Annotated in this window: 25 protein-coding genes; 8 read left to right on the top strand and 17 right to left on the bottom strand. The window is 58.6% G+C overall.

Translation table 11 applies throughout. The features are described from left to right. Positions 1-7: 7 nt before the first annotated feature. The 15 genes from EIC84_RS00855 to EIC84_RS00785 all read right to left on the bottom strand — a co-directional run bounded on the left by EIC84_RS00855 (position 8) and on the right by EIC84_RS00785 (position 14,020). The gene (locus EIC84_RS00855; RefSeq protein ID WP_003066348.1) at positions 8-1,297 is read right to left on the bottom strand and encodes a DUF4043 family protein; all 1,290 of its coding nucleotides are present in this window, start codon (positions 1,295-1,297) and stop codon (positions 8-10) included. Between the two features lie 78 nt (positions 1,298-1,375). Continuing rightward, the gene (locus EIC84_RS00850; RefSeq protein ID WP_050788972.1) at positions 1,376-2,419 is read right to left on the bottom strand and encodes a hypothetical protein; all 1,044 of its coding nucleotides are present in this window, start codon (positions 2,417-2,419) and stop codon (positions 1,376-1,378) included. A gap of 218 nt (positions 2,420-2,637) precedes the next feature. After that, positions 2,638-4,917: a hypothetical protein gene (locus tag EIC84_RS00845; protein WP_003066344.1), complete on the bottom strand. Its 2,280-nt coding sequence runs from the start codon at positions 4,915-4,917 to the stop codon at positions 2,638-2,640. Between the two features lie 11 nt (positions 4,918-4,928). Beyond that, positions 4,929-6,239 carry a PBSX family phage terminase large subunit gene (locus EIC84_RS00840; protein ID WP_003066342.1) on the bottom strand — a complete coding sequence of 437 codons (1,311 nt, stop codon included), beginning with the start codon at positions 6,237-6,239 and terminating at the stop codon, positions 4,929-4,931. Then, positions 6,236-6,964: a hypothetical protein gene (locus EIC84_RS00835; RefSeq protein ID WP_003066340.1), complete on the bottom strand. Its 729-nt coding sequence runs from the start codon at positions 6,962-6,964 to the stop codon at positions 6,236-6,238. Before EIC84_RS00835 ends, EIC84_RS00840 begins: the two co-directional genes overlap by 4 nt. A 127-nt stretch (positions 6,965-7,091) precedes the next feature. Then, entirely contained in the window at positions 7,092-8,507 is a 1,416-nt protein-coding gene (locus tag EIC84_RS00830; protein WP_131361334.1) for a hypothetical protein, read from the bottom strand. Positions 8,508-8,673: 166 nt separating this feature from the next. Further along, positions 8,674-9,231 carry a hypothetical protein gene (locus tag EIC84_RS00825; protein WP_131361332.1) on the bottom strand — a complete coding sequence of 186 codons (558 nt, stop codon included), beginning with the start codon at positions 9,229-9,231 and terminating at the stop codon, positions 8,674-8,676. Positions 9,232-9,263: 32 nt separating this feature from the next. Next, positions 9,264-9,839, bottom strand: a complete 576-nt coding sequence (locus EIC84_RS00820) for a hypothetical protein (protein WP_003066334.1) — start codon at positions 9,837-9,839, stop codon at positions 9,264-9,266. A gap of 277 nt (positions 9,840-10,116) precedes the next feature. Next, positions 10,117-10,374 (bottom strand): hypothetical protein, encoded by a 258-nt coding sequence (locus EIC84_RS00815; RefSeq protein ID WP_003066332.1) that lies wholly within the window; start codon positions 10,372-10,374, stop codon positions 10,117-10,119. Beyond that, the gene (locus EIC84_RS00810) at positions 10,371-10,931 is read right to left on the bottom strand and encodes a DUF1064 domain-containing protein (RefSeq protein ID WP_237704456.1); all 561 of its coding nucleotides are present in this window, start codon (positions 10,929-10,931) and stop codon (positions 10,371-10,373) included. The genes EIC84_RS00815 and EIC84_RS00810 overlap by 4 nt, the downstream gene beginning before the upstream one ends. After that, a complete protein-coding gene (locus tag EIC84_RS00805) occupies positions 10,931-11,710 on the bottom strand; it encodes a hypothetical protein (protein ID WP_003066328.1) in 780 nt (259 codons plus the stop codon). The genes EIC84_RS00810 and EIC84_RS00805 overlap by 1 nt, the downstream gene beginning before the upstream one ends. Beyond that, the gene (locus tag EIC84_RS00800) at positions 11,703-12,650 is read right to left on the bottom strand and encodes a helix-turn-helix domain-containing protein (RefSeq protein ID WP_003066327.1); all 948 of its coding nucleotides are present in this window, start codon (positions 12,648-12,650) and stop codon (positions 11,703-11,705) included. Before EIC84_RS00800 ends, EIC84_RS00805 begins: the two co-directional genes overlap by 8 nt. Continuing rightward, positions 12,647-13,366 carry a phage regulatory protein/antirepressor Ant gene (locus EIC84_RS00795; protein ID WP_003066325.1) on the bottom strand — a complete coding sequence of 240 codons (720 nt, stop codon included), beginning with the start codon at positions 13,364-13,366 and terminating at the stop codon, positions 12,647-12,649. The genes EIC84_RS00800 and EIC84_RS00795 overlap by 4 nt, the downstream gene beginning before the upstream one ends. Further along, positions 13,363-13,806: a hypothetical protein gene (locus tag EIC84_RS00790; protein ID WP_003066323.1), complete on the bottom strand. Its 444-nt coding sequence runs from the start codon at positions 13,804-13,806 to the stop codon at positions 13,363-13,365. Before EIC84_RS00790 ends, EIC84_RS00795 begins: the two co-directional genes overlap by 4 nt. Continuing rightward, the gene (locus EIC84_RS00785; protein WP_003066322.1) at positions 13,799-14,020 is read right to left on the bottom strand and encodes a hypothetical protein; all 222 of its coding nucleotides are present in this window, start codon (positions 14,018-14,020) and stop codon (positions 13,799-13,801) included. Before EIC84_RS00785 ends, EIC84_RS00790 begins: the two co-directional genes overlap by 8 nt. 69 nt (positions 14,021-14,089) lie before the next feature. On the opposite strand from EIC84_RS00785, the gene EIC84_RS00780 reads away from it, so the two are divergent. From EIC84_RS00780 to EIC84_RS00755, 5 genes are all read left to right on the top strand, one after another. Beyond that, a complete protein-coding gene (locus EIC84_RS00780) occupies positions 14,090-14,764 on the top strand; it encodes a LexA family transcriptional regulator (RefSeq protein WP_034362228.1) in 675 nt (224 codons plus the stop codon). A 128-nt stretch (positions 14,765-14,892) separates the two neighbouring features. Beyond that, positions 14,893-15,162: a hypothetical protein gene (locus tag EIC84_RS00775; protein WP_003066318.1), complete on the top strand. Its 270-nt coding sequence runs from the start codon at positions 14,893-14,895 to the stop codon at positions 15,160-15,162. Between the two features lie 662 nt (positions 15,163-15,824). After that, positions 15,825-16,382 carry a hypothetical protein gene (locus EIC84_RS00770; RefSeq protein WP_003066314.1) on the top strand — a complete coding sequence of 186 codons (558 nt, stop codon included), beginning with the start codon at positions 15,825-15,827 and terminating at the stop codon, positions 16,380-16,382. Between the two features lie 1,015 nt (positions 16,383-17,397). Then, on the top strand, positions 17,398-17,919 hold the full coding sequence (locus EIC84_RS00760) for a hypothetical protein (RefSeq protein ID WP_131361330.1): 522 nt from the start codon (positions 17,398-17,400) through the stop codon (positions 17,917-17,919). Between the two features lie 1,549 nt (positions 17,920-19,468). Further along, positions 19,469-19,714: a hypothetical protein gene (locus tag EIC84_RS00755; protein ID WP_223305745.1), complete on the top strand. Its 246-nt coding sequence runs from the start codon at positions 19,469-19,471 to the stop codon at positions 19,712-19,714. A gap of 35 nt (positions 19,715-19,749) precedes the next feature. On the opposite strand, the gene EIC84_RS00750 is transcribed toward EIC84_RS00755, so the two are convergent. Further along, positions 19,750-20,010, bottom strand: a complete 261-nt coding sequence (locus EIC84_RS00750) for a hypothetical protein (protein WP_003066302.1) — start codon at positions 20,008-20,010, stop codon at positions 19,750-19,752. A gap of 167 nt (positions 20,011-20,177) precedes the next feature. Here EIC84_RS00750 and EIC84_RS25885 point away from each other — a divergent pair, with 167 nt between their 5' ends. Next, positions 20,178-20,315 carry a hypothetical protein gene (locus tag EIC84_RS25885; protein WP_003066298.1) on the top strand — a complete coding sequence of 46 codons (138 nt, stop codon included), beginning with the start codon at positions 20,178-20,180 and terminating at the stop codon, positions 20,313-20,315. A gap of 32 nt (positions 20,316-20,347) precedes the next feature. Next, entirely contained in the window at positions 20,348-20,545 is a 198-nt protein-coding gene (locus EIC84_RS00745) for a hypothetical protein (RefSeq protein WP_003066295.1), read from the top strand. Between the two features lie 1,144 nt (positions 20,546-21,689). Here EIC84_RS00745 and EIC84_RS00735 read toward each other — a convergent pair. Beyond that, the gene (locus EIC84_RS00735) at positions 21,690-22,121 is read right to left on the bottom strand and encodes a hypothetical protein (RefSeq protein ID WP_003066293.1); all 432 of its coding nucleotides are present in this window, start codon (positions 22,119-22,121) and stop codon (positions 21,690-21,692) included. A gap of 148 nt (positions 22,122-22,269) precedes the next feature. Here EIC84_RS00735 and EIC84_RS00730 point away from each other — a divergent pair, with 148 nt between their 5' ends. Then, positions 22,270-23,463 carry a recombination-associated protein RdgC gene (locus EIC84_RS00730; protein WP_003066287.1) on the top strand — a complete coding sequence of 398 codons (1,194 nt, stop codon included), beginning with the start codon at positions 22,270-22,272 and terminating at the stop codon, positions 23,461-23,463. Positions 23,464-23,589: the final 126 nt, after the last annotated feature.

Below are 23,589 nucleotides of genomic sequence, written 5' to 3'. Positions count from 1 at the left end.
GACTGGATTACTGGCGCGCGCCGATGATGGGCACGGCGGTATCGAGGGCGATCACACCGTGATCGGTGTAATGCTTGGTGCCGTTGCCTTGGTCCACGGCCCAGCGCACCTTGGACGTGCCCTGGATGGCGCCAATCAGCAGCTCCATCTTGTCGTCGTGGTCGAATTCCTTCTCTTTCCAGAAGAAGGGCATACCACCGTGACGGCTGGAAGCAAACGCCTGGGCCAGGGCCTGGCCGCCCAGCAGCAACGCACGATCCACGGCGTGGGTCGTGCCGAAGCTGGCCGGCACGATGCAGGAGCTCTCCTGATCGCTGGTGTGACTGGCGCAGTACTTGATGGTGTCGCCGGCATAGAAGCGGATGGGGCGCGGCTGCTTGCAGATCAGAATGCCGTTCCACAGGCCCACTTCGCCCAGGAACAGAGGATGACGCTCGGCCTGGCTGGCGCGGGTCAGCGCGTTGGCCTGGAACTGGCGGAAATCTTTGTCCTGCGAGAACTGGTGATATTGAGCGGGGCTCACCATCAGCATACGCAGCGGGGAGTCGTCGGCGGCCTGGTCGCCGGGCAAACGGATTGCAGGAGGCGGCAGCGCGATGGACTCCACCAGCGTGCGGCACGCATCCACAATGGTCATCGTCAGCGCGTCAGAGGACTGAATGTCCAGCTCGCCCGCATTAACGCTGAAGCCGCGAATCGCATCGCCATCGGCAATGTAGTGGCGGTTCTTGGTGGGAGCCAGCACTGGGTTGACCGCGATGGCTTCAAAGTCCGCATGATCTTCGGTGGGGATGGCCCACTCGATGTTGTTGTGGAAGCCGCGCGCGCCAGCCAGGTGCATCAGCGAGCCCTGGTCTTGGTAACGGTCCATCAGGCCTTGGGCGATGGGGCGGCCGATCTTGCGAAACTCGACGGGCGAGCGCAGGTCGGTCATGGTGTCACCCACATCCACGGGGAAGCGCGCCTGGTTGACACGCACACGGGCCTTGTCCAGCGACACGCCCGTGCCCTTGCCCTCGGCCATGCGGGCACCCATGATGGGATACGCACCCACAGGCTGCACAAAGTGGAACTCCACCTCGTCGCCCTTGCCGCGCGACAGGTCAACGGTACGCACGATGGGCATATCGTTGGTGGTCTGCTTGCGCAGCGTTGCAGCTGCCGAGCCCTCGCCCTTGGGCATGGTGCCCACCATCTGGTTGAGCTTGGAGTTGCGCTGCATGGACTGCGCGAACAGTCCTGCAGCTTGTACGAACTGCGCATTGGACGAACCTGCGCCTACACTGGTCTTGGACATATCAAGTCCTCCTGCTATGGGACAAGGGCGCTCTCATCACGAGATGGCCCGGGAAATGGTTTGTGGCGCGCCTGACGGCTACACCACGCTATTCATCAGACTGGTCTGGCGGTCGCGGGGCAGGCTGCTCATGTACTCCAACAGAGCAACCGGATCGCTGGCCAGCGCGGCTGCGCGTTCTGCCTCGGTGCCTGCGGGTGCCGCTCCGGGCAGACTCGACAGGCTCACGGGAGGCGCAGTCTTGGCATCGGCCAAAGCCTTTGCCACGGCTGCTGCAGTGGGGTCGCCAGTCGCCGCGCCTGCTGCTGCCGCATGGACCTGCTTGAACTGGCCCAGCAGGTCAATCACGTCCTGGGCGGTACCCGCTTGCAGGGTGCGATCAATGGCGGCTTGCATGTATCCGGGCTGGCCAGACTTCCAGCTGGCGAACTCCTTGGATTCAGCGACTTCAAAAGCATCCTTGTGCGCATCCAGAATCTTCTGGGTATGCGCTTGCTCTGCTGACACGGCCTGCTCACGGGCCTGCGCCTCGCGCTGGGGCGCCAATGCAGCCTCCACTCGCGCGGCGACTTGATCGGCAACCAGCTTGTTGATGCCAGCGGCAATGTCTTCTTCGGAAAAGCTCCCGAACAGAGAGGCGTCAGCGCCACCCTCCACCAGGCTCTTGGCAGCTGCCAGGTTCTGGTCTGCCTGGGTCGGAGCCTTCCCTGCATCCGCACGAGCTTGGGCTTCGGCCTGGGCTTGCTGCAGATTGGCAGCCTGTGCGGCCGTCACCTGCTCCAGTTGAGCGCGCAGCTGTGCGGCTTCGGCAATGGCCGAATCGCGCGCGGTGCGTGCCTCTGTCAGCTTTTCATAGGGGATGGTGTAGCCACCGGACTTGCTGGCAATGGGCGCGCCTTCGTGCTCTTCCTGAGCCGATGCGGCTGCTGCAGTGCCTGCGGTGGTGGCAGTTGTGGCGGCTTCTGCGCCAGCGGCTGCCGCGGTCGCTGCTTGGGTGCTCTCGGAATTAGCCGAGGTGGCCGAGCCTTCAGGTGCAGAAACGCCAGAAGACCCGGAAGCATCCGCATCCAGATCCAATTCGCCTGCAAAGGCTGCTGCCAAGAGTTTTTGAGCTTCGTTCACTCTGCTGTGCTCCGTTCCCAGCTATCCGGCTGGGCCTGTTGGTGGGGCACACCGATTCGAGGATCAGGCCAGGGCCGAAGCCCTGACCATCACACTCTCCAGCGGTGGGAATGGGCCGACTCATCACGAGTGGGCTGTATCTCTTCGCTTTCGCGCTTCGATGGAATGAAGTGTCTCCGGGCTTCGCGGCCCGGTCTAACTCTAGTGGGGTACAGCCGCTAAGCCAGGTTGTCGCCAGTGCGCGGAGTCTCGATTCCCTGCATCCCGGTACTAGCCTCCTGCGGTACAGGCGGATAGGCCGGGCTGGTGTTCTCCCGCACCTCTGGCGCCGCGCCAGCTTCGGCAGCAGCACCGGATGTAGCTGCGCCCTCCGGCCCTTGCCCCTGGATATAGGGGCTCTTGATGTTCATGGCCGCTGTTTTGTCTGCCGTGGGGAAATTCGGGTCATCGCCGCCAGGGTTGGGCGCCTGGTAGCCGGCTCCCTTCATGATCTCGTCCGCAATGGGCGCGATCATGGGCATCTGAGCCACCTGGGCACCGCCCTGCATGGCGCTGTACGAGGCTTGCACACCCACTTGCACCTGCTGCGCAGCCATCAGCTTCTCACGCGCTGCCACTTCGCGCTCGCGCAGGTCCAGCTCTCGCTCCTTGAGGTCGCGTTGCAGCTCCTGCTCGATCTGCTTGCGCAGCTGCTCGGGGTCGGTCTGCTGGTTCGCTTCCTTGATCACCTTGATGATTTCTTCCTTGCGCGGCAGGTCCATGAGATCCAGCATGAACGGCATCACCACCTGCTGCATTTGCGGCGGTAGGGCCTTGACCGCTTCGGACAGGGCCGCGAGCTGCTGGGCGCGGAAGCTGGAGGAAGACGGAACATCCGACAAGGCCACCTTGAGCCGCGTGCGCTGCACATCATTGGATAGATAGCGCAGACCGCCCTCTTCCACAGTCTCATTGAGCACTACGGTGCGCGGCGGGTTGATAGTGTCGCCCTCGATCACGATCACCTCGCGTTCCTCGCCCAGGTCCTCGATCTCCAGCGCCAGGATCAACTCGCCCACCATGGCGCGCCCTTCCTTGAAGTTATCCATCAGGTCGGCAATGCTGATCTGCGACTGCTCCACCTGGGTCTGCTCCTGCACGCCGCTGGTCGCGTTGCCCTTCTGCCCCTGGAAAGCCGCGGTGATGGAGCCGACCCGCTGGAGCGCCGCGCGGCTGTCGGCCATCATCTGCAGTTGCTGGTTGTTGAGCTGAAAGTCGCGCTTGACCTCAAACCGAGCGCCTTGCTGGGCCATGGCCTGGGGGTCCAGCACGATGTCCGCATCCGGGCGGGCAATCTGGCGCCGGAATTGATCGTCCGTCATCGCCACGGCTCCCTTGGTGCGCTCGGTCCGGGTGCTGGCCATGCCCCAGCGTAGCTTGGCAATGGAACTATTGAGGTTGTCCTGCGGAAAGATCATGTCGCGCACCAGGCCGAACGGTACGCGCGTCATGTCCTCACGGTAACCCCAGAACGGCACATATGGGAAATGCGGGTGCGGATAAGGGCTGGCGCTGTCATGCAGCATGTGCGGGCCCATCCAGTACGAGCGGCGCATGCGTGCCACGGTCGCGCGCTCCAGCTTGCCTTGGCCGCCAGCCACGGCAGCCTGGTGAGCAGGATTTGCCGCATCAAACTCGACCACGCGGCCGCCGCGCATCTTTAGCAGCACTACGTTCACCCAGCGCCGGTACCAGAGCTCACCCAGGCATACCTCATCCGACTCATGGCGGTACCAGGCCTGCTCGCGTGTGGTCCAGGCACGATTGGCGTCGGCAGCCGAGAGCAGCCCCGTCGATACGCCGCCCTCGGTCACATAGTCGCCGTAGCCACCCAGGCCGCTGACGGTTTGCGCCTGCATGATCAGCGCTGCCTTGTCCTCAAAGGCGCGCGCGGTGCGCTCCTTGCTGATGAAGCGCTCGCGCAGCAGCCAGCGCGCATCGGACAGATCCTTCTCAGAGGCGCGCATATCCCAATGGATTTCATTGCGGTGGATATAGTGGCAGCGGGTCTTGTACTCCAGAGGGTTGCTGCTGCGCGCCACCTCGACCCAGCCCAGGCCCACGGCCGCCTGCGGCTTGAACGCCTCGCTCATGGCCGCGTCCGCCTTGGAAAAGCGCTCGGCCTGGTTGAGCCGGTAGTTCAGTGCGTCCGCCACATCCTTGCCCGTGGGGTCGCCGTCCGGAGTCACGCGCCAGTCTGTGCGCGTCTTGGCCTCAAACCCGCAGATCGCCGCGATGGCCGGGCCAATCACGTTCTCCTTGGCCGGCGGCACACCGGTGGCCTGCAGACGCTTGAGCAGTTCGGTACTCAGCTGGTTGCCGTCTGCATAGTCGGCCTCCTTGTCCGCTGCCGCGCGCCAGGGTGGCTGGTCAATGCACTCCTGCACGATCTTGGCGTATTCCAGCACGGTCATGGGCTGGCCCAGATCCGCGTTTTGAGGGGGCTTGATGTATTGCATGTTGGCTCTCACTAGCGCCAGTCGGGCGCATCGGCTTCCTGATAGTCATCGTTGGCACTGGGAATGCCTGGCATCTGCGGCACCCACAGCGCCACATAGCGCATGCAGTCCGCGCCATGGCTGAATTCGTCGTGCAGCGGCTCCATGGGCTCATTGGTGACGGCATGAATGCGCCGCTGGTAGCGCTTCAGGCACTCCAGCAGTCGCGCGGTCTTGGTCGCGTCGAAGTAGCAACGCGGCATCAGCATGCGGACCTGCTTGATGCCCTCTTCCACATCCGTGGCACGCGGCTGCACCATGACCGAGCGCCGCCCCAGCTCTCGCAGCAGCTGCTCCGTGCTCTTGCCGGTCTGAAAATTCTTGGTCTTGCCGTCATGCGGCAAATAGTCCGTGCCCCAGCGATACGGCAGCTTCTCCAGCTTGGCCACATACCAATCCAGCGTGCGATGGCTGTCCTCGATGTGGCCGATGATTCGCACATCCTGGGGGCCGCGCTGCACCAGTGCGATGCTCATTGCATCGTTCCAGCCCAGATCCCAGACCGTGTGCACCGGCAGCGTCGGGTCATAGGGAACGTCGCGCGCCCGGTTGTCCAGATACACAGACTCCATCTCATGGCGGTAGATCGCGCCGGCCGCCACGCGCCGCGCCTTGCCCTCCCAGATATGGGCGTAGTCGTCGGCCAGCATGGTGCGCTTGGCCTTGCGCCGCTCCTCATCCAGCACGCGCGGAAACCAGGGGTTGTCGCGCCAGTTGATCTCCACCACCCAGGTATCGGGGCTAGGCGTGGCGATGAAGCGCTGGTAGGTTTCATCCGTCTCCATGTCCGGGTTGAGGGTCAGCCATATCTCGCTGCCCTCTTTGCGAATCGTCGGAATCAGGGTGTCCCAGGACTTCTTGCTCACGCCATGGGCTTCTTCCACCCAAACGATGTCGCAGCCCTCAAAGGACTTGATGGAGTCCACGGTGTGGCTCTGCAAGCCTGAAAACAGAAACAGCGAGCCATTGATGCCGCGCACCTCGGTTTCCAGCACCTCAAAGAAGGCGTGCAGGTTCAGCCGCGTGATCACATCCTTGAGCAACTGGTGCACCGACTGCTTGATGGACTTCTGAATCTCCCGGGTGCACAGCACGCGCAGGGGCCGGCTGGCCGCCATCACCAGCAGCACGGCAGCCACGGTCCACGACTTGCCGCCGCCGCGCCCGCCATGCATGACCTTGTAGCGCTTCGGCTCCCAGATGCCGGCCAGCTTCTCAGGGATGGCCAGCACCGGCACCTCGGGCATGCCTTGCGCAGTAGAGGGGACAGGAGCCAGCTTCATTCCTGCTCGTCCTCATCGGGCTCGTGCACCGGCGCTTTCACATGCACGATCTGAATGGCCGGAGGCACATAGCCAGCGGCACCAGGTGCAGGCTCGTCCTTTTCCTTGTCATCCATGCCAAAGGCCGTGCGCTCCATGTCCACCAGCATGCGCAGGCTCTCAGAGAGCGTCTTCATGGTCTTGGAGCGCTCGGGCAGGCTGATGACCTTGTGGTACAGGTCGTTGAGGCGGTCAATCCCGTTCTCATCCGGGTTGCGCATGTTCTCGCCCAACTGCTCCAGCAGGGCTACGGTGTCGGCATCCGCCTGCTGCTCCAACTCGTCCAGCAGCGCATTGGTGATGCGCCGGGCGCGGTGAATGTCACGACGGTGGGCCAGGCGCACATCGGCAATGGCCTGCGCATTGGCATCGACTACGGCCCGCTCCGCAGCTCTGGTTTCCTTGGATACCTCGCTGGATACCGCCGCTTTGGATACCAGCGCATCCGCCTTGCGCTGGATTTTCTCGGACAGGTCGCGCTCCCATCCATCGCGCTTCGCTCTCTTATTGATAGCACCGTGCGTAATGCCGTTCTCATCTGCGATCTGACGCAGCGTTTTTATGCCGGCACGGTAGTCAAGCTCGATGCGCTCCCAATCCGCAGGCGCGGCTCTGCCCGCCCCCCTTGTGCTGGGGGTGGACTGGGTACTTGTTTTGGGTTTGGATACTGCCTCTTGGGATGCCATGCATCCAATACTGCAGGTCCCCAAACAGAACGGCGAACCCTAGTGGGGCCTCAAGAAATACTTAGGCAAGCTGTCAGCCCTAAGGTCCACAATAAACTACACACAAAAAGCAGATTTGCAGGCGCGTCTACCGCATGGCACGCCAATTTATGCTTCCATGAATGCGGCGGTAAATATCACTGTGGGCACCACCACCAGTATTAGGATGAGAGAAGAAAACAATATTCGATGCATCGAGATAATTAATCTTCCCTTTTTCTATTGGAATACGTCCAACTGACGAATAAGTAATTTTATCGGCTTCAATGCAGTTCGTCGGATTACCAGTCGTTGGAGGACCAGCCAATGAAATAGAAGCGTCCCCTTGATCTTTGCATACGGCATTCCACTGCTTATGTGATCCTGCCATATCTGACCAAAATGCTGTAGTTACTGCGCTGTCATGGATGCTGGAAGTCAGTAAAACAGTGTGCGCACGATCAAGACACCCTTCTTTGTAAGCAAAACCATCACCCGCACCATCAGTGGTCAGCCTTCTGATCGAAAATGCCCCTTCCCACCCAATCAGAACATCCCACTTACGTGGAGGTCTCGGCCCATCCCAAACACTGTCACCACACACAGCGGAGAACATTGCCCTCGCGCCAAACGAATGCCCTAACGCCACCAAAGTCACATCGGATGGAGCAACAGTTCTAACTACATCTAACACATCAGCAAGCCAGATTGCACCGACTTCATCTGCATCGTGAGCTTTCGCTGTGTAACTGGCGGCACGAATCAGCGGATCCAACCATTCAGACGTCCAAATACTGGGCCAAGTCACACCAATGAACAGGGGCTCGTACCGTGATTGGTCGGCTACTGCAGCAGCATAAATATGGGACGCAATAGCATTGAAGTTCTGTACAGCTTCAACTTGTGGCGTATTCCACCCCATGGATACCACAATTATGTGGGTATACGGCTTTCCATTTTCAGCTCTGAGCTTTATTGCTCGGTTGAGCTCTGCTGAAAGTGCTTTTAATGCCAGCTCAGAGTCACGTTGGGCGGTTACGCTATTGCCAGTTGCTGCATCTTGATTAAGACAGTGCTTCGCCGGTGCTTCACCGGCATTGTTACCAATATCTCCGCCCCATTGCGAGTACATTGTATAAATTACGCAGTTACCGACACCATAAAAGTTCCCCTCATATTTCATAACATGAGAAATATAATGGGTCTTAGGGTCATGAATCATCCTAAACTTTACTTTTCTCAAACCAGATTGGTCATTTTTATTATCTACAGGAAATTTGGCATCTTTACCGACCGCATGATGTCTTCCCTTATCAAATCCAATCAGGTAACCGGGAAAATTCAACGCTATGGACTCAGGGCCGTAAAGAGCATCGTGAAATACACCATTTTCACCCAGCCCACCTCTTGTCGTGATGGAATTTTCTTCTTGAAAATATCCTGTTGGTCGCCCCCCTGCGCAGCCCACCGCAAATAGGCTGCACATGCAGAACGTTATGACTATTCCTATTCGGACAAGATTCATACAGCCTCCTATCAGGTCGGCACAGAATGCAGTCTTATTAACGAACTCATCATGACCATCAGACTTATAGCTTGTCAATATCAGGATCAATCTAAAATTGGTCAATCATTTCGACGAAGAAGACCACTGTACAAATGTGTTCCCCACTGCTTAAATGGCAGGCTTTCTACTGCGTAAACTCCAGCTTGCTCTGTGCCGAGCTCTCTGCGTGAGCCTCCTTCAGCCCCCTGTATCTACGTTGCACATCCCGAAGCTGCTGCGCCATCTCCACCATGCGGGTTTCCATCTCCTGCACGCGCTCCAATGCAGAGGCCTCAAGCGCCTTACCGGCCAGCATCGGGGCCAGTTGGCGCGCCTCGGCTGGCACCAGCGTCATCACCTCATCGCCCTTTTCGATCTTGTAGACCCCGTTGGGCATGACTGTGCACGACACCGCCTGTGCGGCCACGTGCTGGTGCAGCGGACGGTAGCACTGCTTCTGGGGGCTGATCATGCCCTCGCCTCGCAGCACTTTGATGCGGTCGTCCACCGTGGTGGGCTTTAGTCCGGTCATCGCCACAATGCGCTCGCGCGTCGGCTCTCCGCCCGCATCGTGAATCTGCCTGATTGCCTCAAACACCAGCATGAGCGTCGGCGTTTCCTCCGTGGTTCCCAGGTCCACGCCCCCATCACGGGCGCGGTGTGTCGATGTTCCAGAGGTTTGCTTTGCTTGTGTGGAATTCATTGATGCTCCAGGGTGTCGGGTTCTTAAACTTCTTAGGCCCACAGGGGCAGCTTCTTGGGCCACAGGCCGGCCTTCAGGATCTGTTCGCGGGTAAATCGGCCAGCCTCGATGCCGTACTCACGGTGGGCCTCTCGCCCTCCGCTCTCCAGCAGTCGATACTGGTCATAGGCCACATGGCAGCCTTCAATGCCGGGGCGGCTGCAGCACAGCGGGAAGCCTGTGCGGTCGTCGGTCTTGAGGCCCAGGCCCTTGCCGTAGTTCAGGTGGGCATGCTGGCTATAGCCGCTGATGCCGCACCAAAAGCAAGGCAGCTCGGCCACCAGCCGGCGATAGGGCTCGCTTTCGATGGCGTGCTCTTTCGGAACCACGATGCCCGTCGTGCCAGCACCAGGGGCCATGGTGACGTTCTCAGGCACCAGGTTGGCCGTAGCAAGGGCGCTCTCGATCTGACGGGCAGCGCGCTCGGCAAGGCGCTGCTCACGGCTGCCAGCCTGCCCCGGCTCGCAGTAGTGGCCCTCGTCCTGTTCGTCACGGAGCCCAGCGCCAGCCCAGCCGCTGCGAGACTTGAAGCCCTTGCCGGGATTAAGGGGTTTACGGCGCATCAGCATGATGTGTCCCCCTGGGTCGCGGCACGCGCTGCAAGCAGTCGCTCTACCGCGCCACGAACCAATGCGCTATCACACCGCTTCAATCGTCGTAGTCGAAGGAGTTGAGGGACAAGCAGCTTCCATACTTGCTCCGAGATAGGTTCGTCATTCAACAATGAATGTGCGAACCAGTCAGAGCAAGCGCGGCCTGTCATAGATCCACGACCAACAATCGAGATAATCGACCTCAGATAGTTTCGATCTTCTTGAGCACGCTTCAAGGCCTGCTGGTAGTCGTTCAATACCATGAGGGCCCCCAATCGTCGACCAGCACGGTATCGCCATACTCGTCCATCACGTAGATCCGGCGGGCGCCCACCTCGATGGTGTTGCCGCAGCGGTTTTCCATGGTGACGCGATGCATGTACCGACCGTCGCACATGCGGTCCAGGTGCGGCTTCAGCAGCCGGGTGGTCGTGGAATTGCTGGGCGGCTTGCGCTGGCCAGCCAGTGGCACGACCTTGCCGAAAAATGCGGTGTCCAATGGCTGGATCATTTGACCAACCTCACTTCCAGGCCCAGCAGGGCCTTCATCAGGTGGCGCTTGAGCTTGAATTCGGTGGTCAGCACACCCTTCACATCCTCGATCACCTCCACGCCCTTTTCCACGTAGACGAAATCGGCCACGTAGCGTATGGCCGGCTTGACGCGGCTCGCATCGGCAAACTTCACAGCAGGCACCAGCTCATAGGCCACCTGGCGGCGCAGCTCGGTGATTTCCCCAGCGCGCAGCTGCATGCACAGATGGCCCCAGCGGCGAGCCTCGGCACGGCTGTCGAACTTCACCCCATCGGGGGTGACGGTCTTCTTGTTTCCGTACTTGGCTCCACCGGCTCCAGATCGCTTGGCCGCGGCTTGAACCGCAGGCGCTTGAGTTCCGCCCGCACGGCTTCCCGCATTCCCAGCCACAGCCCGTGACCATGTGTCACGGATTCCTCTTCCAACTCCGTAGCCCTGTGCCTTGAGTAGTGCCACCACCCCGGGGTCATTGCCAGTTGCACCAGATGGTCCCTGGCTTCGAGGTAGTGCGTTGGTAAATCGTTTGGCATTCATCACCTGCCCCCCTGCTGGTAGGCCAGCACAGCGGCGGCAGTTTTGCGCTTCTCCTGATTCAGGCGCATGCGGTCTGCCCGAGCCAGGACCTGGGCATGGGTGAAGCGACCGGCCTTGCGGGCGAAGTGATCGCGCAGCTTGGCCAACTGCTGCAGCGTGCTGCGCGCTGGGCCTGCTGGTGCACTCTCAGGGGCTGGCAGCGCCAGCGCAGCGCGTGGTGCAGGCAGTTGCAGCTGGTGGCGCACATCCTCGGTCAGAGCCTCCAGACCACCCGGCAAGCGCCCTGCGGTCATAGCCTCTTGCAAGGCACGGGTGCGCCCCTCGGGGTCATGACCAAGGCTCACCTGCACCACAGGATGCTGGCGCAGCGCGCGGGCTTCGCCAGTGATGCGGCCGTATGCCTCAACGAAAGCCTGTCGGGCACCGAACTTATCGCCAGCACGCAGCAGCGGCGCGGCCACGGACCAGGCATCGGCAATCTCGTTCGTCCACACGATGGTGGCGCTGTCGTCTGAGCTGGACAGTGCCAAGGCATAGGCCTCCGCCGGCAGCAATCGGCCCATGGCGTGATCCACGTACTGCAGCACCGTGCCCGTCAGGATCTGCCCCTTGTGCTCTGCACGGATGCGGGCCAGCGCCATGCGCAGCAGCGACTTGTCGATGTGGGACAGGTCAGAGGCCAGCAGCCTCAACGACGCGGGGCGGATCTGCTGCCCCGACAGCTCCATGGTCGCGCCAAGTTCTTCGATCAGCCAATCGGTGTCGAGTTCGTCAAGCATTGCCACCCTCCTTGCTTCGTCGCATCAAGCGCTTGGCTTCCTCGATGGCATCGAAGTTCGCGCTGCTCTTGTCGGCCGCCTGTGCAGCTGTCGCCGTCACGGCCTGACCGCGTGCCCACTGGGTGCGGTAGCCCTCCGCCTGGTTGACCAGCACCCCCATGCCGTGGGAGTTCTTCACCACAAAGGCTTCGTTCACGTTCGCCACGTACCACGCGGCCACCAGCGGAGCTTCCTCGTGGCCCAGGCGCTTGACCAGCGCTTTGACGTTGGCATTCACCGGAGCGTTGCGAACGGGCTTGACCCCGTAGCGCTGCTCAAACGCGAAGCTGTAGGCTGCCCAGGTTTCCCGGCAAGCGGCCTGCAGTGCGGTTTCCTCGGTGTTTTCAGGTTGCCCTGCCCCACCACGGCCCGACTGCAAAGCAGGCGGGGATGGTTCATTGGCGGTTAAGTGACGGTTCAACTGATGATTTGGGGGCGGCATTTGCCCCTCTAGACCGGCGGCATTTGCCGGGGCTGGGGCGGCATTTGCCGGGGGTACTGCGGCATTTGCCGGTGGGGCGGCATCTGCACCGGGGGCGGCAGCCGCAGGGGGGGCGGCAGCCGCAGGGGGGGCGGCATTTGCCGCCACATTGGTTTTGCGCTTGGTGGTGCGCTTGCTCTCCGCCGGAGCCTTGGCCGGGTCAAAGCGCTTGGGGCAGACGGTGTAGCTGGTGCTGGTGTTGTGGCGGTACTCGCGGAACACAGCGCCAGCAGCTTGCAGCCAGGCCAAGGCATCGCGCACAGCGCGCTCTGACAGGCAGGTGCGTGCGGCGATGGTCCCGACTGCAGGCCAGCACACGCCATCGTCGTTGGCTTGGTCAGCCAGAGAAATGAGGACTGCCTTCTGGCTCGGGCTCATGCCCTGCAGGGGCCAGCAGGCCGCCATGATGATCGTGCTCATGCGGCACCGCCTTCCTGCGCCAGCCGCGCCTTGTGCGAACCCCACAGGCCCGCAATCCACTCCACGCCCTTCGGGGTGAACTTGGCTTGTGCGTAGGCATGCTCATTGCGCGGTGCCGTGCCCGTCTTCACCTTGAAGCGGCCGGCAGCCAGGTGCTCGGCATGGGGTGTCATCTTCCCGGCAAGGCGGTACATGATCTTGGCCCGCGCCAGGAACTCGCTGAACTCATGTTCATTGGCACCAAGCAGCTTGCAGACTTCGCGGAATCCCTTCTCGCCACTGGTAGCCGCGACGTAGCGGTCCACAAAGGCCACCTTGGGCGCGGCCAGCGCCAGCTGCTCCTGCTGGGCTTCTATCTGCTCGGCCTGCTCTGCTGCAAGGCGCAGCGCCTGGGCCATCGTCTGGGGCAGCTTGGGGGCCTGCTGGGCTTCCAGCTCCTGCCAGCGCTTGACCACCTTCATGCGGGCCACCGGGTCGTAGCCCAGCAGCAAGGTCAGGCTGGTGTCCTTGTCCAGCAGGTACTCGTCGTAGGTCTGGCCGTTCTGGGGGTGTATCCAAGGATGGATAGACCCACCGAACATAGTCCCCAGCTGTCCATGCATAGCGCGCAGGTCGCGCATCACATGAAAGTGATCCTTGCCGGTCAGCTCCGCAATGTCGCGGCTGCTCATGGTCAGCGGCACGGCCACCGGTGAAAGTTGCGAATTCAGACTCATCGGCCACGCCCTCCGAATTCGGGGGCCTGAACGTGGCCTACCAGCGCCAGCAACCCTTGGCTATGCTCATCTTCATGAAGCATCTTCTCCGCCACCATCTGTCGGTACGGCTTTTTCCACTCCAGCACATAGATTGCATCGCGGATGCGCGCCGAGGTGTCCAGCTCCAACAAAGCGCAGCTCCTACGGAAACGATGAAAGGTCACCTCATCGACCTTCGTCTTCAATTCGTGATCGAGCTTGCCCAGAGGACCAGCAATGCCGCGGGCAAACATTGGCGTGTGCTCGTCCCCCGCCAGATGAGCAGTCGCGTGATCCAGCACCTCCTGGGCATCGTCCGGGGGAAGCCCCTGCAGCGCATTGAGCACGGCCCCAAGAGCGGCTTTCTGCGCCTTGGTCAGGTGAGCGAGTTGCGTGATGTATTTGGTGGTGTCAGTCATTGCCCACCTCCTTTTCTGGGGTGGATGGCTGCGGCAGCTGCTGGGCTGCGCCTTTTGCCTCTTGCATACGCCACAGGGCGGCCTGCACACGGTCTATCAGTCGAGCAGGAAGCTCCATGGGCCACTGTGAGATGGCTTGGGAATTGATGCCGATGGCTTCCGCAGCCTTGGCGACAGAGCCGCCAAGCAAAGTTATGGCTTCAGTCTTGGTCATGCCGAATGTTAGAGAACTTACAAGACGTTTGCAAGCACTCTAACAGCCATAAGACGTAAGCTCACTAACATGTCAACGCTTCAAGACCGCATTGCACGCCTGATGTCAGAAACGGGAATGTCCGTTGGAGAAATTGCTCGAATTGCGGGGGTCACCTCGTCTGCAGTGACTCAATGGAAAGACGGCCCGACCAAGAGCCTAAAGACAGCGCCAGCAACAAAGCTCGCGGCAGCGTCTGGATTTAGCGCCATGTGGATTGCAACTGGAACAGGCCCAGAGAAAGGCGTCCACGCAGATTTCGATGAAAACGTCAAACCAACGCCGCCAGGAATGCGCGCCTACCCTGTTATCTCAAAGATACAAGCCGGGCTCGTGAAAGAGATCGTGTGCCCATATGAACCTGGCGACGGCTTTGCCGTTGAGTTCGGTGAAGACGATGCCTCTGACTGGGCCTTCTTTTTTGAGATCGAGGGTGACTCAATGCTCCCGGAGTTCCGCCCAGGTGACAGGGTTTTGATTGACCCTGAGGTATCTCCCCGCCCCGGCGATTTCGTGGCTGCGCGTAACACTAGGCAAGAGGCCACCTTTAAAAAGTACCGGGTGCGAGGCATCGATGAGGCTGGTCAAGAGATTTTTGAGCTGGTGCCATTGAATGACGACTACCCCGTTATGCGAAGCGATGAGCACCACTTGGTTGTCATTGGAACGATGTTGGAGCACCGCAGAAAATTTCGGCGGAAGTGATGCTCACCTGCTAAGAAGCGCCATATCTCATGCGCTCACCTTCCAGGTGGCAATGGGCGCTGCGGAAGCGGCTCGCAATCAAATGACAAGTTGAACCAGAGATCTATCGTAACTAAAGGAGGAGAAAAGTGGCAGTTCTGTTGATCACCTACGACCTAAACCAAGAAGTACGCAGACCACCTCTGCTTCAGAAGATCAAGACGCTTTTCCCAGAATGGGCCAAGCTTTCCGAGTCCTCATACGCTGTAAACACCCAGTTAGGCCCCAGACAGGTCTACGAAGCACTGCTGCCCATGCTCGACAGCAATGACAGCTGCATCGTCATTACGCTTACTTCACCATTCTGGGGCCACTCTAAGCACGAAGACGTCATCCCATGGCTGCAGCAACGCCTGTAGCGGATTGAGGCTCTGATGGCGTAATGGTTACGGCCACGCCTTCAGAAAGCATGCTGCGCAAAGCTACTTCGCCATCGCTTGTCGATGGCTCGATGTAGAAACGCCCATTGCTATCTATAGCCAGCCCGCACGGGACCGCCCTAAAGCCCGCATCAGCGGGCTTTTTTTCGTGTGTGTGGTGTGTTGCCATGAGATAAATATTAGCACTCTAAAATTATTTAAGTAAGTGCACTTGACATTAAATGTTAGTACTCTTACATTCCACTCATCGCCGCAATCATCGTGTTGCCGGCGCTGGGTGCCAAGTGACCGAGCCAGCACCCCGTTCATGCAGCCGCACGGCTGGGTAAACACAGGGCACCGCGGGCGGCAGCGGGATACAAAAGGTCGTCGGTCGCTCTAGTCAGTACTGCTCTGCCCCCGGATGGGATCGGCAACAGGAACATCGAAAGGCCTCGCGAAATCCATCCGCTGGGTTCTATACGGCGGTGAGGCATTCAGGGAGGCCAAGAGCAAAAACGCCCAGCGCGCGAGCGCCGCCGCCCGGAGCGCATCCGGGGTTCAAACCAAAGCCTTGCTTGCAGGGCTTCCGTTTGAGTTGACCTACAGGCCCAATTCGCTTAAGAATACTGTATAAATAAACAGTTAAATCAAGGAATGCCATGAATTGTCGTCTTGGTGATCTGGCCATCGTGGTCAACGATCTTGACTACCCCATCAACAACGGCTGCCTGCTCGAGATCACTGCTCGTGCCCAGGCTGGCGCCTATTCAATTCCCGCCGACTGGGTTGGACGCCCTCTTTCGACGTTTGACTTCGGTGGGCGCCGAAACAGCCCAGGTGATGGGCGCTCCGTTGTCTACAGGGATTGCGAGCTGCGCCCACTGCGCAACAGCGATGGCGCTGACGAAACCCTAGCGTGGGCTGAGCTGCCCAAGAAGGTGGACCCCAAGACTCCCGCCACAAAGCAGGAAGAGGTGGTGACAGCCACCCTGCAGACTTCTTTCCTGGGCGCCACTGTGCAGTGTGCCGAGCAATTCATCAGCGGAGCCTGGAGCCTGACTGTGCGCAGTGGAGACATGGGGTTTGACGTCCGGGTGGATGCTCATATTGCGCCGCCCAGTGGCTTCCACCCTGGCGACCGCATCCGCCTGGAATACAAAAAAGGCGACAACCCATTTTTCGGGCCATTCATCAAGGCGCACTTGCTGAATGCATAGGCGGCCAAGTAAACAACGGAGATTCAAAAATGTGAGCATTTAGCCAGCATGCGGCCATGCATGTGCCCTTCCCCGCAGGGCTATCGCGGGGCCATCAAGAAAGAGCGCGGCATTGAAAAACTAAACCGGGCGTGGAGTTAGGCAATCCGAGATGCCGCCACCGACAGACCGCAAGCCGGGTGATCCGCTCTTTTTCTTGATGGTGCCGGGGGTCGGCTCCCCGGTTCTTACAAACCAGGCCTGCAAGGCCCGGCTGGAATACTGCAAGAGGGTAATTGCACCGGTCTTAGGTGCCCATCATGAACACCCCGGGAAAGTAGCGGGGGCTATCTGGCGTGACTGCTCGAGCAGGTACGGCAGCACAGGAATTCGCCTGAGCTACCGTCAATTAGGAAGTCGGCGCATCCGCGTCGTGGCGACAGTGGTCACGCCAGATGGCGCAGCACCTTTTATTAACCCAAGTGCGCATTTCTTCTGCCTGACCCTCATCGGGCTGAAGGAAGCTGCGCCATCTAACTTTTCCGCCGGGTCTGGGGCCTATCTCCTCCCTCCCTCTCTGAACCATTCCCCAGGCAGACCCGAAAGGTCACCGGCTTTTTCTTCAAGCCCGCAGCAACCGCTCGCGGGCTTTTTATTTGCCCAAACCACCCTCCACAGGAGTTCCCATGGAAATCAAGATCGATTTGGACTTGCCCAGCATCTTCTCCCAGGCTGTCAGCGCCGAACGCATCCAGCCAATCGTTGGGTCAATCTGAGCTACTGCACTTTTTGTGTTTCAGTTTGATACATATCAACCGATAACCTCATATGAACTGAACAGACTCAAGGAGATTTCATTGAAGCGATGCATCATCAAAGTAGCAGGAGCCTGCTACACAGCCCTATTCCCAAGCACATGCGCCGCACTTGAAGATGCCTTGCAACGCTTCCCAAGCGCCACCGCGATATCCGTGAAAGCCGCTTGAGTTCGGTTTGATCTAGCTATTCATCCAACAGCCAACGCCAACTAGCAATCGTGTCTGCGACCGTTGCGCAGTCCCGGCTTAGCCAAATCAATACTGAAATAGCTATGCGTCCATCAACGCTGTCTATCAGCATATCGATCGCCATTTCAGGCTTCATCCTTGTTTCCTGTACGAATGAGGAGAGCCACAAACTTGAGGCCAGGCGAGCTGCCAGGCGGCTGCTTGCCTTCCCTGAGCATGCCGAGTTCAAAGACGTGAAGTTGAGCAAGAACGGCGATGCTGTCTGCGGATTTGTGGGCTTTCGTCAAGGTGAGTTAGCGTCCTATCCAGGCAAGAAACCATTTGTCTATGAACTCAACACGCACACCACAAGCCTTGTGGAAATGCTTCAGGACAAGGACTTCAAGAACTTTATAGAGGACAGGCTCGAAAACGAAGATGAAGTTGCCAAAGTAAAAAACTTGATCAAGACCTGCCGCGGGCAATCTCTATGGCAGACGAGCTGCTCTCCTGCACTTGATATCAAGAAGCACGCTCTCTGCAGCTATGTTGAGCCTCCCACATTGCTTTAGCGATGCCAAAAAACCAGCCTTAACACCTGCTAGCAGGGTTACCGGCCTTTTGAACGAATTAGTGTGCAGTTTCTATCCTCTGGCCTCCCAAGAAGGCCATCCGGCGTGATCACTCAAGCAGGTACGACAGTTCAGGAATATGCCTGGGCTGACGGCAATCACGAACTTGGCGAGAGTGGTCACGCCAGATGGCTCAGCAGCTCTCCTAAACCTAAGCATGACGCATGAATGCTTCACGTGTAATTTGTGGAATTGGCGCTGAGTGCTTCAAGCAAAAATCAATGAAAGCACTCTATGCATGCAAATGCTCGAAGAGCAAGCTTACGTGGGAGAGAACTTCAAGCCAAGCTGAGGCAAAGATGCTGGTACGCCCCATTACCTATCACCTCGAAATTTCACAGGACTCAATTAAGAGCGAGCCGGTCGTCCACCTTGAGTCATCAACACCATTTCAACCCTTCACCATCGGAGACAAGATGAGTTGGAATGGATTTAGAAATGCCAGATGGCACCCTGAGCCCCAGACAGGACAGTTCCTACGTGTAAAGGATGTGCTTCACTTTATTTGGGACATACGTGGTGCGAACATCGGCCACAAAGTTCGTCTGTGCGTCGAAATATGCAACGTCGAAGACTAGCCAACACACCGCTGAACCAAACGTCTTCGATTTCTTTAGCATGCTGCCTTCTAGGCGGACTGCTCCAGACTGATGCGCTTGCACGATGAACTGCCAGCAAGCTCATGTATGTGCCGACCCGCTGGGCTCTAAAGGATCCACAACAGTGAGGGGAATTTGCGTGTCCGTACACCTCGTAATGAATTACGCAGCAACAGTCTGCTGCTAGTGACGCGATTCCAGTAGCATTCGCGTTGGGCCCAGCTATTAGGACGTAGGTGGAGCCTCTTGCGCCACCCACAAGGTGGCTTTTTTTATCCTGAGTTCAGGTCCATCCGGCGTGACTGCTCGAGCAGGTACGGCAGCTCAGGAATGGGCCTGGGCTGGCGGCAGTCACGAACTCGGCGCTTTGCGTCGTGGCGACAGTGGTCACGCCAGATGGTTCTACCCTCTTTGGTGTAAGTCGAGCTCGTCTTGTTTGCCCCAAAAGCGTCATGCAGAATTCGACGCAATCCACCTGTTACGCCGAGCCTAGGCCCCCCCTCAATCTTTCCCTAGGCATGACTCGAAAGGTCATCGGCCCTCTATTCAAAGCCCGCAGCACCTGCTCGCGGGCTTTTCTTTTTGAGACACTCAGTCACGCAGCATTTAGCTTGGCAACCTCATCAAAGAAAGATAACAGCCGCGAAGGGAGGGTGCACCGTTTGAGGTTCCACAGATATCACAAGTTGAATCAAAGGTATCCAATCGCTTAATCTGTAAGCTCCTACATACCTACTTACATCCGCCAGTTACAACAAGACGGACTCACAAAGAAACGTCAGCTCGCAGGTTCTGCGGCCAGTCTCTGAGATGTAGGGAGTGTCCTCATGAAGCAAGTTAATCCTGCTGCCAAGCACGCAAACCGCGCCTATGTACGCATGCATACATATGTGACGAAACATTTTGACTGGGATCTCTTCACCAAGGACTACCGCGTAGTCCTGAACACCGATGAGGACGGAGGCGTCACGCTTTACATCGTCAAAGTCTTCGACAAGAACGGCCAGTTGGCTGCATTAGGGCCAAAGATTCCTAACCAGATTACGTTCTCGTACCGCCAGGCGCCCATCATGTCGGTATGGACTGAGTTCTTCAACGACGGCAAATTCACCTGGCGCAATGTCTCGTGCCGCTAGATGCGACAGTGGTCACGCCAGATAGCAAGTCAGATTTACTTCTTCACACCACCGACAAGGTAGACGTTGCCCTCGGCCACGTTATTGAGAAGCTCGCGATACACATTCACCAAGTGATCGCGGCCGAGCCTGAATTCAGGGTCCGTTCTATCAGGCCCGTCCTGATGCTTGGCATCCAGCTGTGCAGCGCGCAGCTCTCTCGCCACCTGATGCGCAGTCTCTGGTGGAAGCACCTTGACGACTGCCGTTAAGATCATGGACAACGCAGCGAATGCGCCAGATTCCTCCTGGGTCATGAAGCACCTCCAGTCTGTTGACCCATTCTAGTTTCCAGCCGCGCATGGGGCTTATTTCTTCCCACCATCTCTGAACCATTCCCCACGCAGACCCGAAAGGTCACCGGCTTTTTCTTCAAGCCCGCAGCAACTGCTCGCGGGCTTTTTTTTTGCCCTCAGGAGACTCCATGCACTCATCACGAACTAATACCCCGACGACAATGCTGCTGCTCGCCGCCCAATGGGGCCTCACCGTCTTCGGCCTCTTCTGCCTCGTCGGCGCGGCCGTGGTGATCGCACTCACGCCAGAAGCCTGGCCCCTCTGAGCATTCAGCTTTGAAGCTACAAGGAGATCCTCATGCTGAAGACGATTGTTGATTCTGTGCTTGTCATAGTTGGCGCCCTACTTCTCGCGGCATGGTTGGCCGCGCCTGATGCCCAAGCCGATGAACCCCAAAGTATTACCCGGAGCCTGCGCGATGAATTCGCCTGCCCAGGCATGCACGCCGAATGGCTGGACGCCAAGACTGTGCAATGTTTGAAGGAAAGCCCGTAATTTGACATCCACAAGACCTCACCAAAGAAGGTGCTTACTTCTTCATCGACCCAAAATATAGACAATAGCCATTGAAGCATTCGGCGCAATAGCTTGATTCAAACCCAATTTTTCAACCCCTTGTCTGAGAACCTGCACTACAGCCGTCCACTAGCGAGCGGTAGGCCTCAAGGTGTGCAATGAATGCGATTGAGTTCACTCCAATTAAAAAGAGACAAAGGCTTATGACCAAGCCACCAATCCAGCTTGAGCACTTACCGTCGAGGCGAAGCAGGAAGCGCAACCTAGCCCTCGCTCGAGGCTTCCTACTGAGCTGCCTAGCGATCCTTGCGGCCTGCTTAGTTTTGGCAGGCTGCAAAGCTGAATCAGGAACGGGACTCGACAAAGCTGCTGCGTCCTTCAAAAAGGCAGCCGTTAGTGCCTGGCAGTGTCCTGGGATGAAAGCTATTTGGGTCAGTGAGAGTATCGTGAAGTGCGTTAGAGAGGAGCCATAAGCAAATGAGTCGCGCGCCCTGGCGCAGCGCTGCATAGAAGGATTCGGCCAGCAAGAAACCACCTGCATGACGATGCATGTCTCATTCGTTCTGCTTGATTCGGACAGGAATCAATCCGCGCTATATGTTGCTGCGAACAAAGAATGGACCATCTCCACCTGTCCATGGCTGCCTATCAGGGCCATACATCCATCGACCAATGTCCCCTCCCATGTTCATTGATCCCATTGCACAACTAGATCGCTGATCAGCCATCGAGACAAATTCAGGCCTCGGTATCACTGCACAGCCAGTAAGCGCACTGGCGAGGATGGAAATCACAAGAAGCACTTTCATGGCACCCCCAAAGAAAGTGAAGCCTCTAGGCTACTCACTCCAGAGTCAGAGTGAGTTCTTGTTGGACAGCTTCTTGACTAACTAGTTCATCTGACAGCTCGCATGAGTGCGGGCTATTTTGTTGATGGAGGCCCGATGCTCAAGAGCATGATCGTTCACGGCACTGCCGACAGCTAGAGAGTGGCTCAATGAAAAGAACTCCCGCAAAGCCAACCGCGAATTCCTCGTGCGCGGCTGGCAGCACCTCTCCCTCGGCATGCCGAGTGGTTGGGTGAAAAGGCCATGCAGCGTTTGAAGTAGGCTTCTGCCGAGAGTTATTGACCGCTGTAGATCACCTTTTCCTGCTGGGCGCTCAAGATGCTGTCCATTATTTGCTCTACGGCATAGAGGTACTGGATATTGGACACAGGGCCGCGAGCATTCGGCGATAGCCATGCATGAGCACGCTCCAGCGATGCTGATGCGAAGAAATACTTGTCAAGAGCAGTATCTCTGCGGGCTCTAGTCGCTGCAATGCGCTGTGCTGCCACGTCCAAGTAGAGGCAGAAATCACGCGGCTGTAGCCAGCATTCAGCCACTGACTCTTTCAACCCGGCTAGTCCATGTAGTCGATAAGTCTTCAAAGACTCCGAGGCTGCTTTGTTGACTTCATCAGCGACACCATTGGATTTTTGCCCAAAGCACTCCAAAGCAAATGACGAAGCGCAAATTGCTGCGACGCCAACCGCAATAGCTTTAGTTCTCATGGCTTGCAACGCTTCACTAAAACGCGATTTAACTATCTTATTTTGATAGCACCCAAGACATTCTCTAAAGCCTAGCAGGTCGGATTATTTCAATTCATAGTGGAAAACCATTGCCCGCCATAAGCGGGCTATTTCTTTTGGAGCCTCAATGTTTAAGAGCATGATTATTTACCGCATTGCTGAGAGCTGGCAGGGCGATCTGCAGTTGCTGGCAGATGCCCTGCAAAAGACAGTTTTCGAGGAGTGCGGCGCCACACAGGAGCGCTCCGTGGGCTGGGTTCCGCCGCGCGGCGAGAAGCACGGCCCGCTGGTCGAGTCCGTGGCCGGTCAGTGGGTGATGCGCTTCATGACCGAGGCCAAGGTGCTGCCGGCCAGCGTGCTCAATCGCAAGGTCAACGAGAAGGCCGAGCACATTGAGAAGACCGAGGGACGCAAGCCAGGCAAGAAGGAAAAGCGCGAGCTCAAGGACGAGGCCAAGCTGGACCTGCTGCCCATGGCCTTCACCAAGCAAGGCAGCATGTGGGTCTGGATCGATGCGCAGGCACGCACGCTGGTGCTCGATACCAGCGCCCAGGGCCGCGCCGACGAGGTGGTCACGCTGCTGGTCGAAGGCCTGCCCGGCTTCGCCCTGGCTCTGCTGGACACACAGACCAGCCCACAGGCAGCCATGGCACATTGGCTGATGACGCAGGAGCCACCCGCCGGCTTCAGCGCCGACCGCGAAACGGAGCTGAAAGCTGCTGATGAATCCAAGGCTGTCGTGCGCTATGCCCGCCACCCACTGGATATTGATGAAGTCCGCCAGCACATCGAGCACGGCAAGCTACCCACCAAGCTGGCGATGACTTGGGACGACCGAGTGAGCTTCGTGCTGACCGAAGGCCTGCAGATCAAGAACATCACCCTTCTGGATGCGGTCATGCACGGCAACAGCAAGGATGACGGCGGCTTTGATACCGATGTGGCCATTGCCACCGGCGAGCTGTCGCGCCTGATTCCGGATCTGATCGAAGCCCTGGGCGGAGAAGGCCGCACCGCGCTGGGCGACGGACTGCCTGCATCGCTTCAGAACGCGCCCGCTGCGGAAGCCCCGCCTGCTCGCACTGTCAGGGCCGCACCCGCCCCGCACTGCGAAGCAGCTGGCGACGGCCCGGATCCTATTTATGCCGAAGCTGTGGAGTTGGTACGCAAGGACCGGAAACCCAGCATCTCGTACTTGCAGCGCAAGCTATTGATTGGCTACAACCGCGCAGCTGCGCTGCTGGAGCGCATGCAGGCCGAGGGGCTAGTGTCGCGCATGGATGCCAGCGGCAAGCGCACCCTCTGGGAGCCGACCACCTAGGCGTCCAGCGCCAGCAGCTGCAAGCCTATTCATAGATCTTCATGAATTGGGCTTTCTGTCTGCATCAATGAATCACCGCCCGCCCCTGTGAGCGGGCTTTTTGCTTTCTGGAGCCATGAAACCGGC

This window comes from Comamonas sp. A23, assembly GCF_004522605.1.
GTDB lineage: Bacteria > Pseudomonadota > Gammaproteobacteria > Burkholderiales > Burkholderiaceae_C > Comamonas > Comamonas thiooxydans.
The sequence above is the reverse complement of the archived record's forward strand: the minus strand, read 5'-3'. Positions and strand labels throughout refer to the sequence as shown.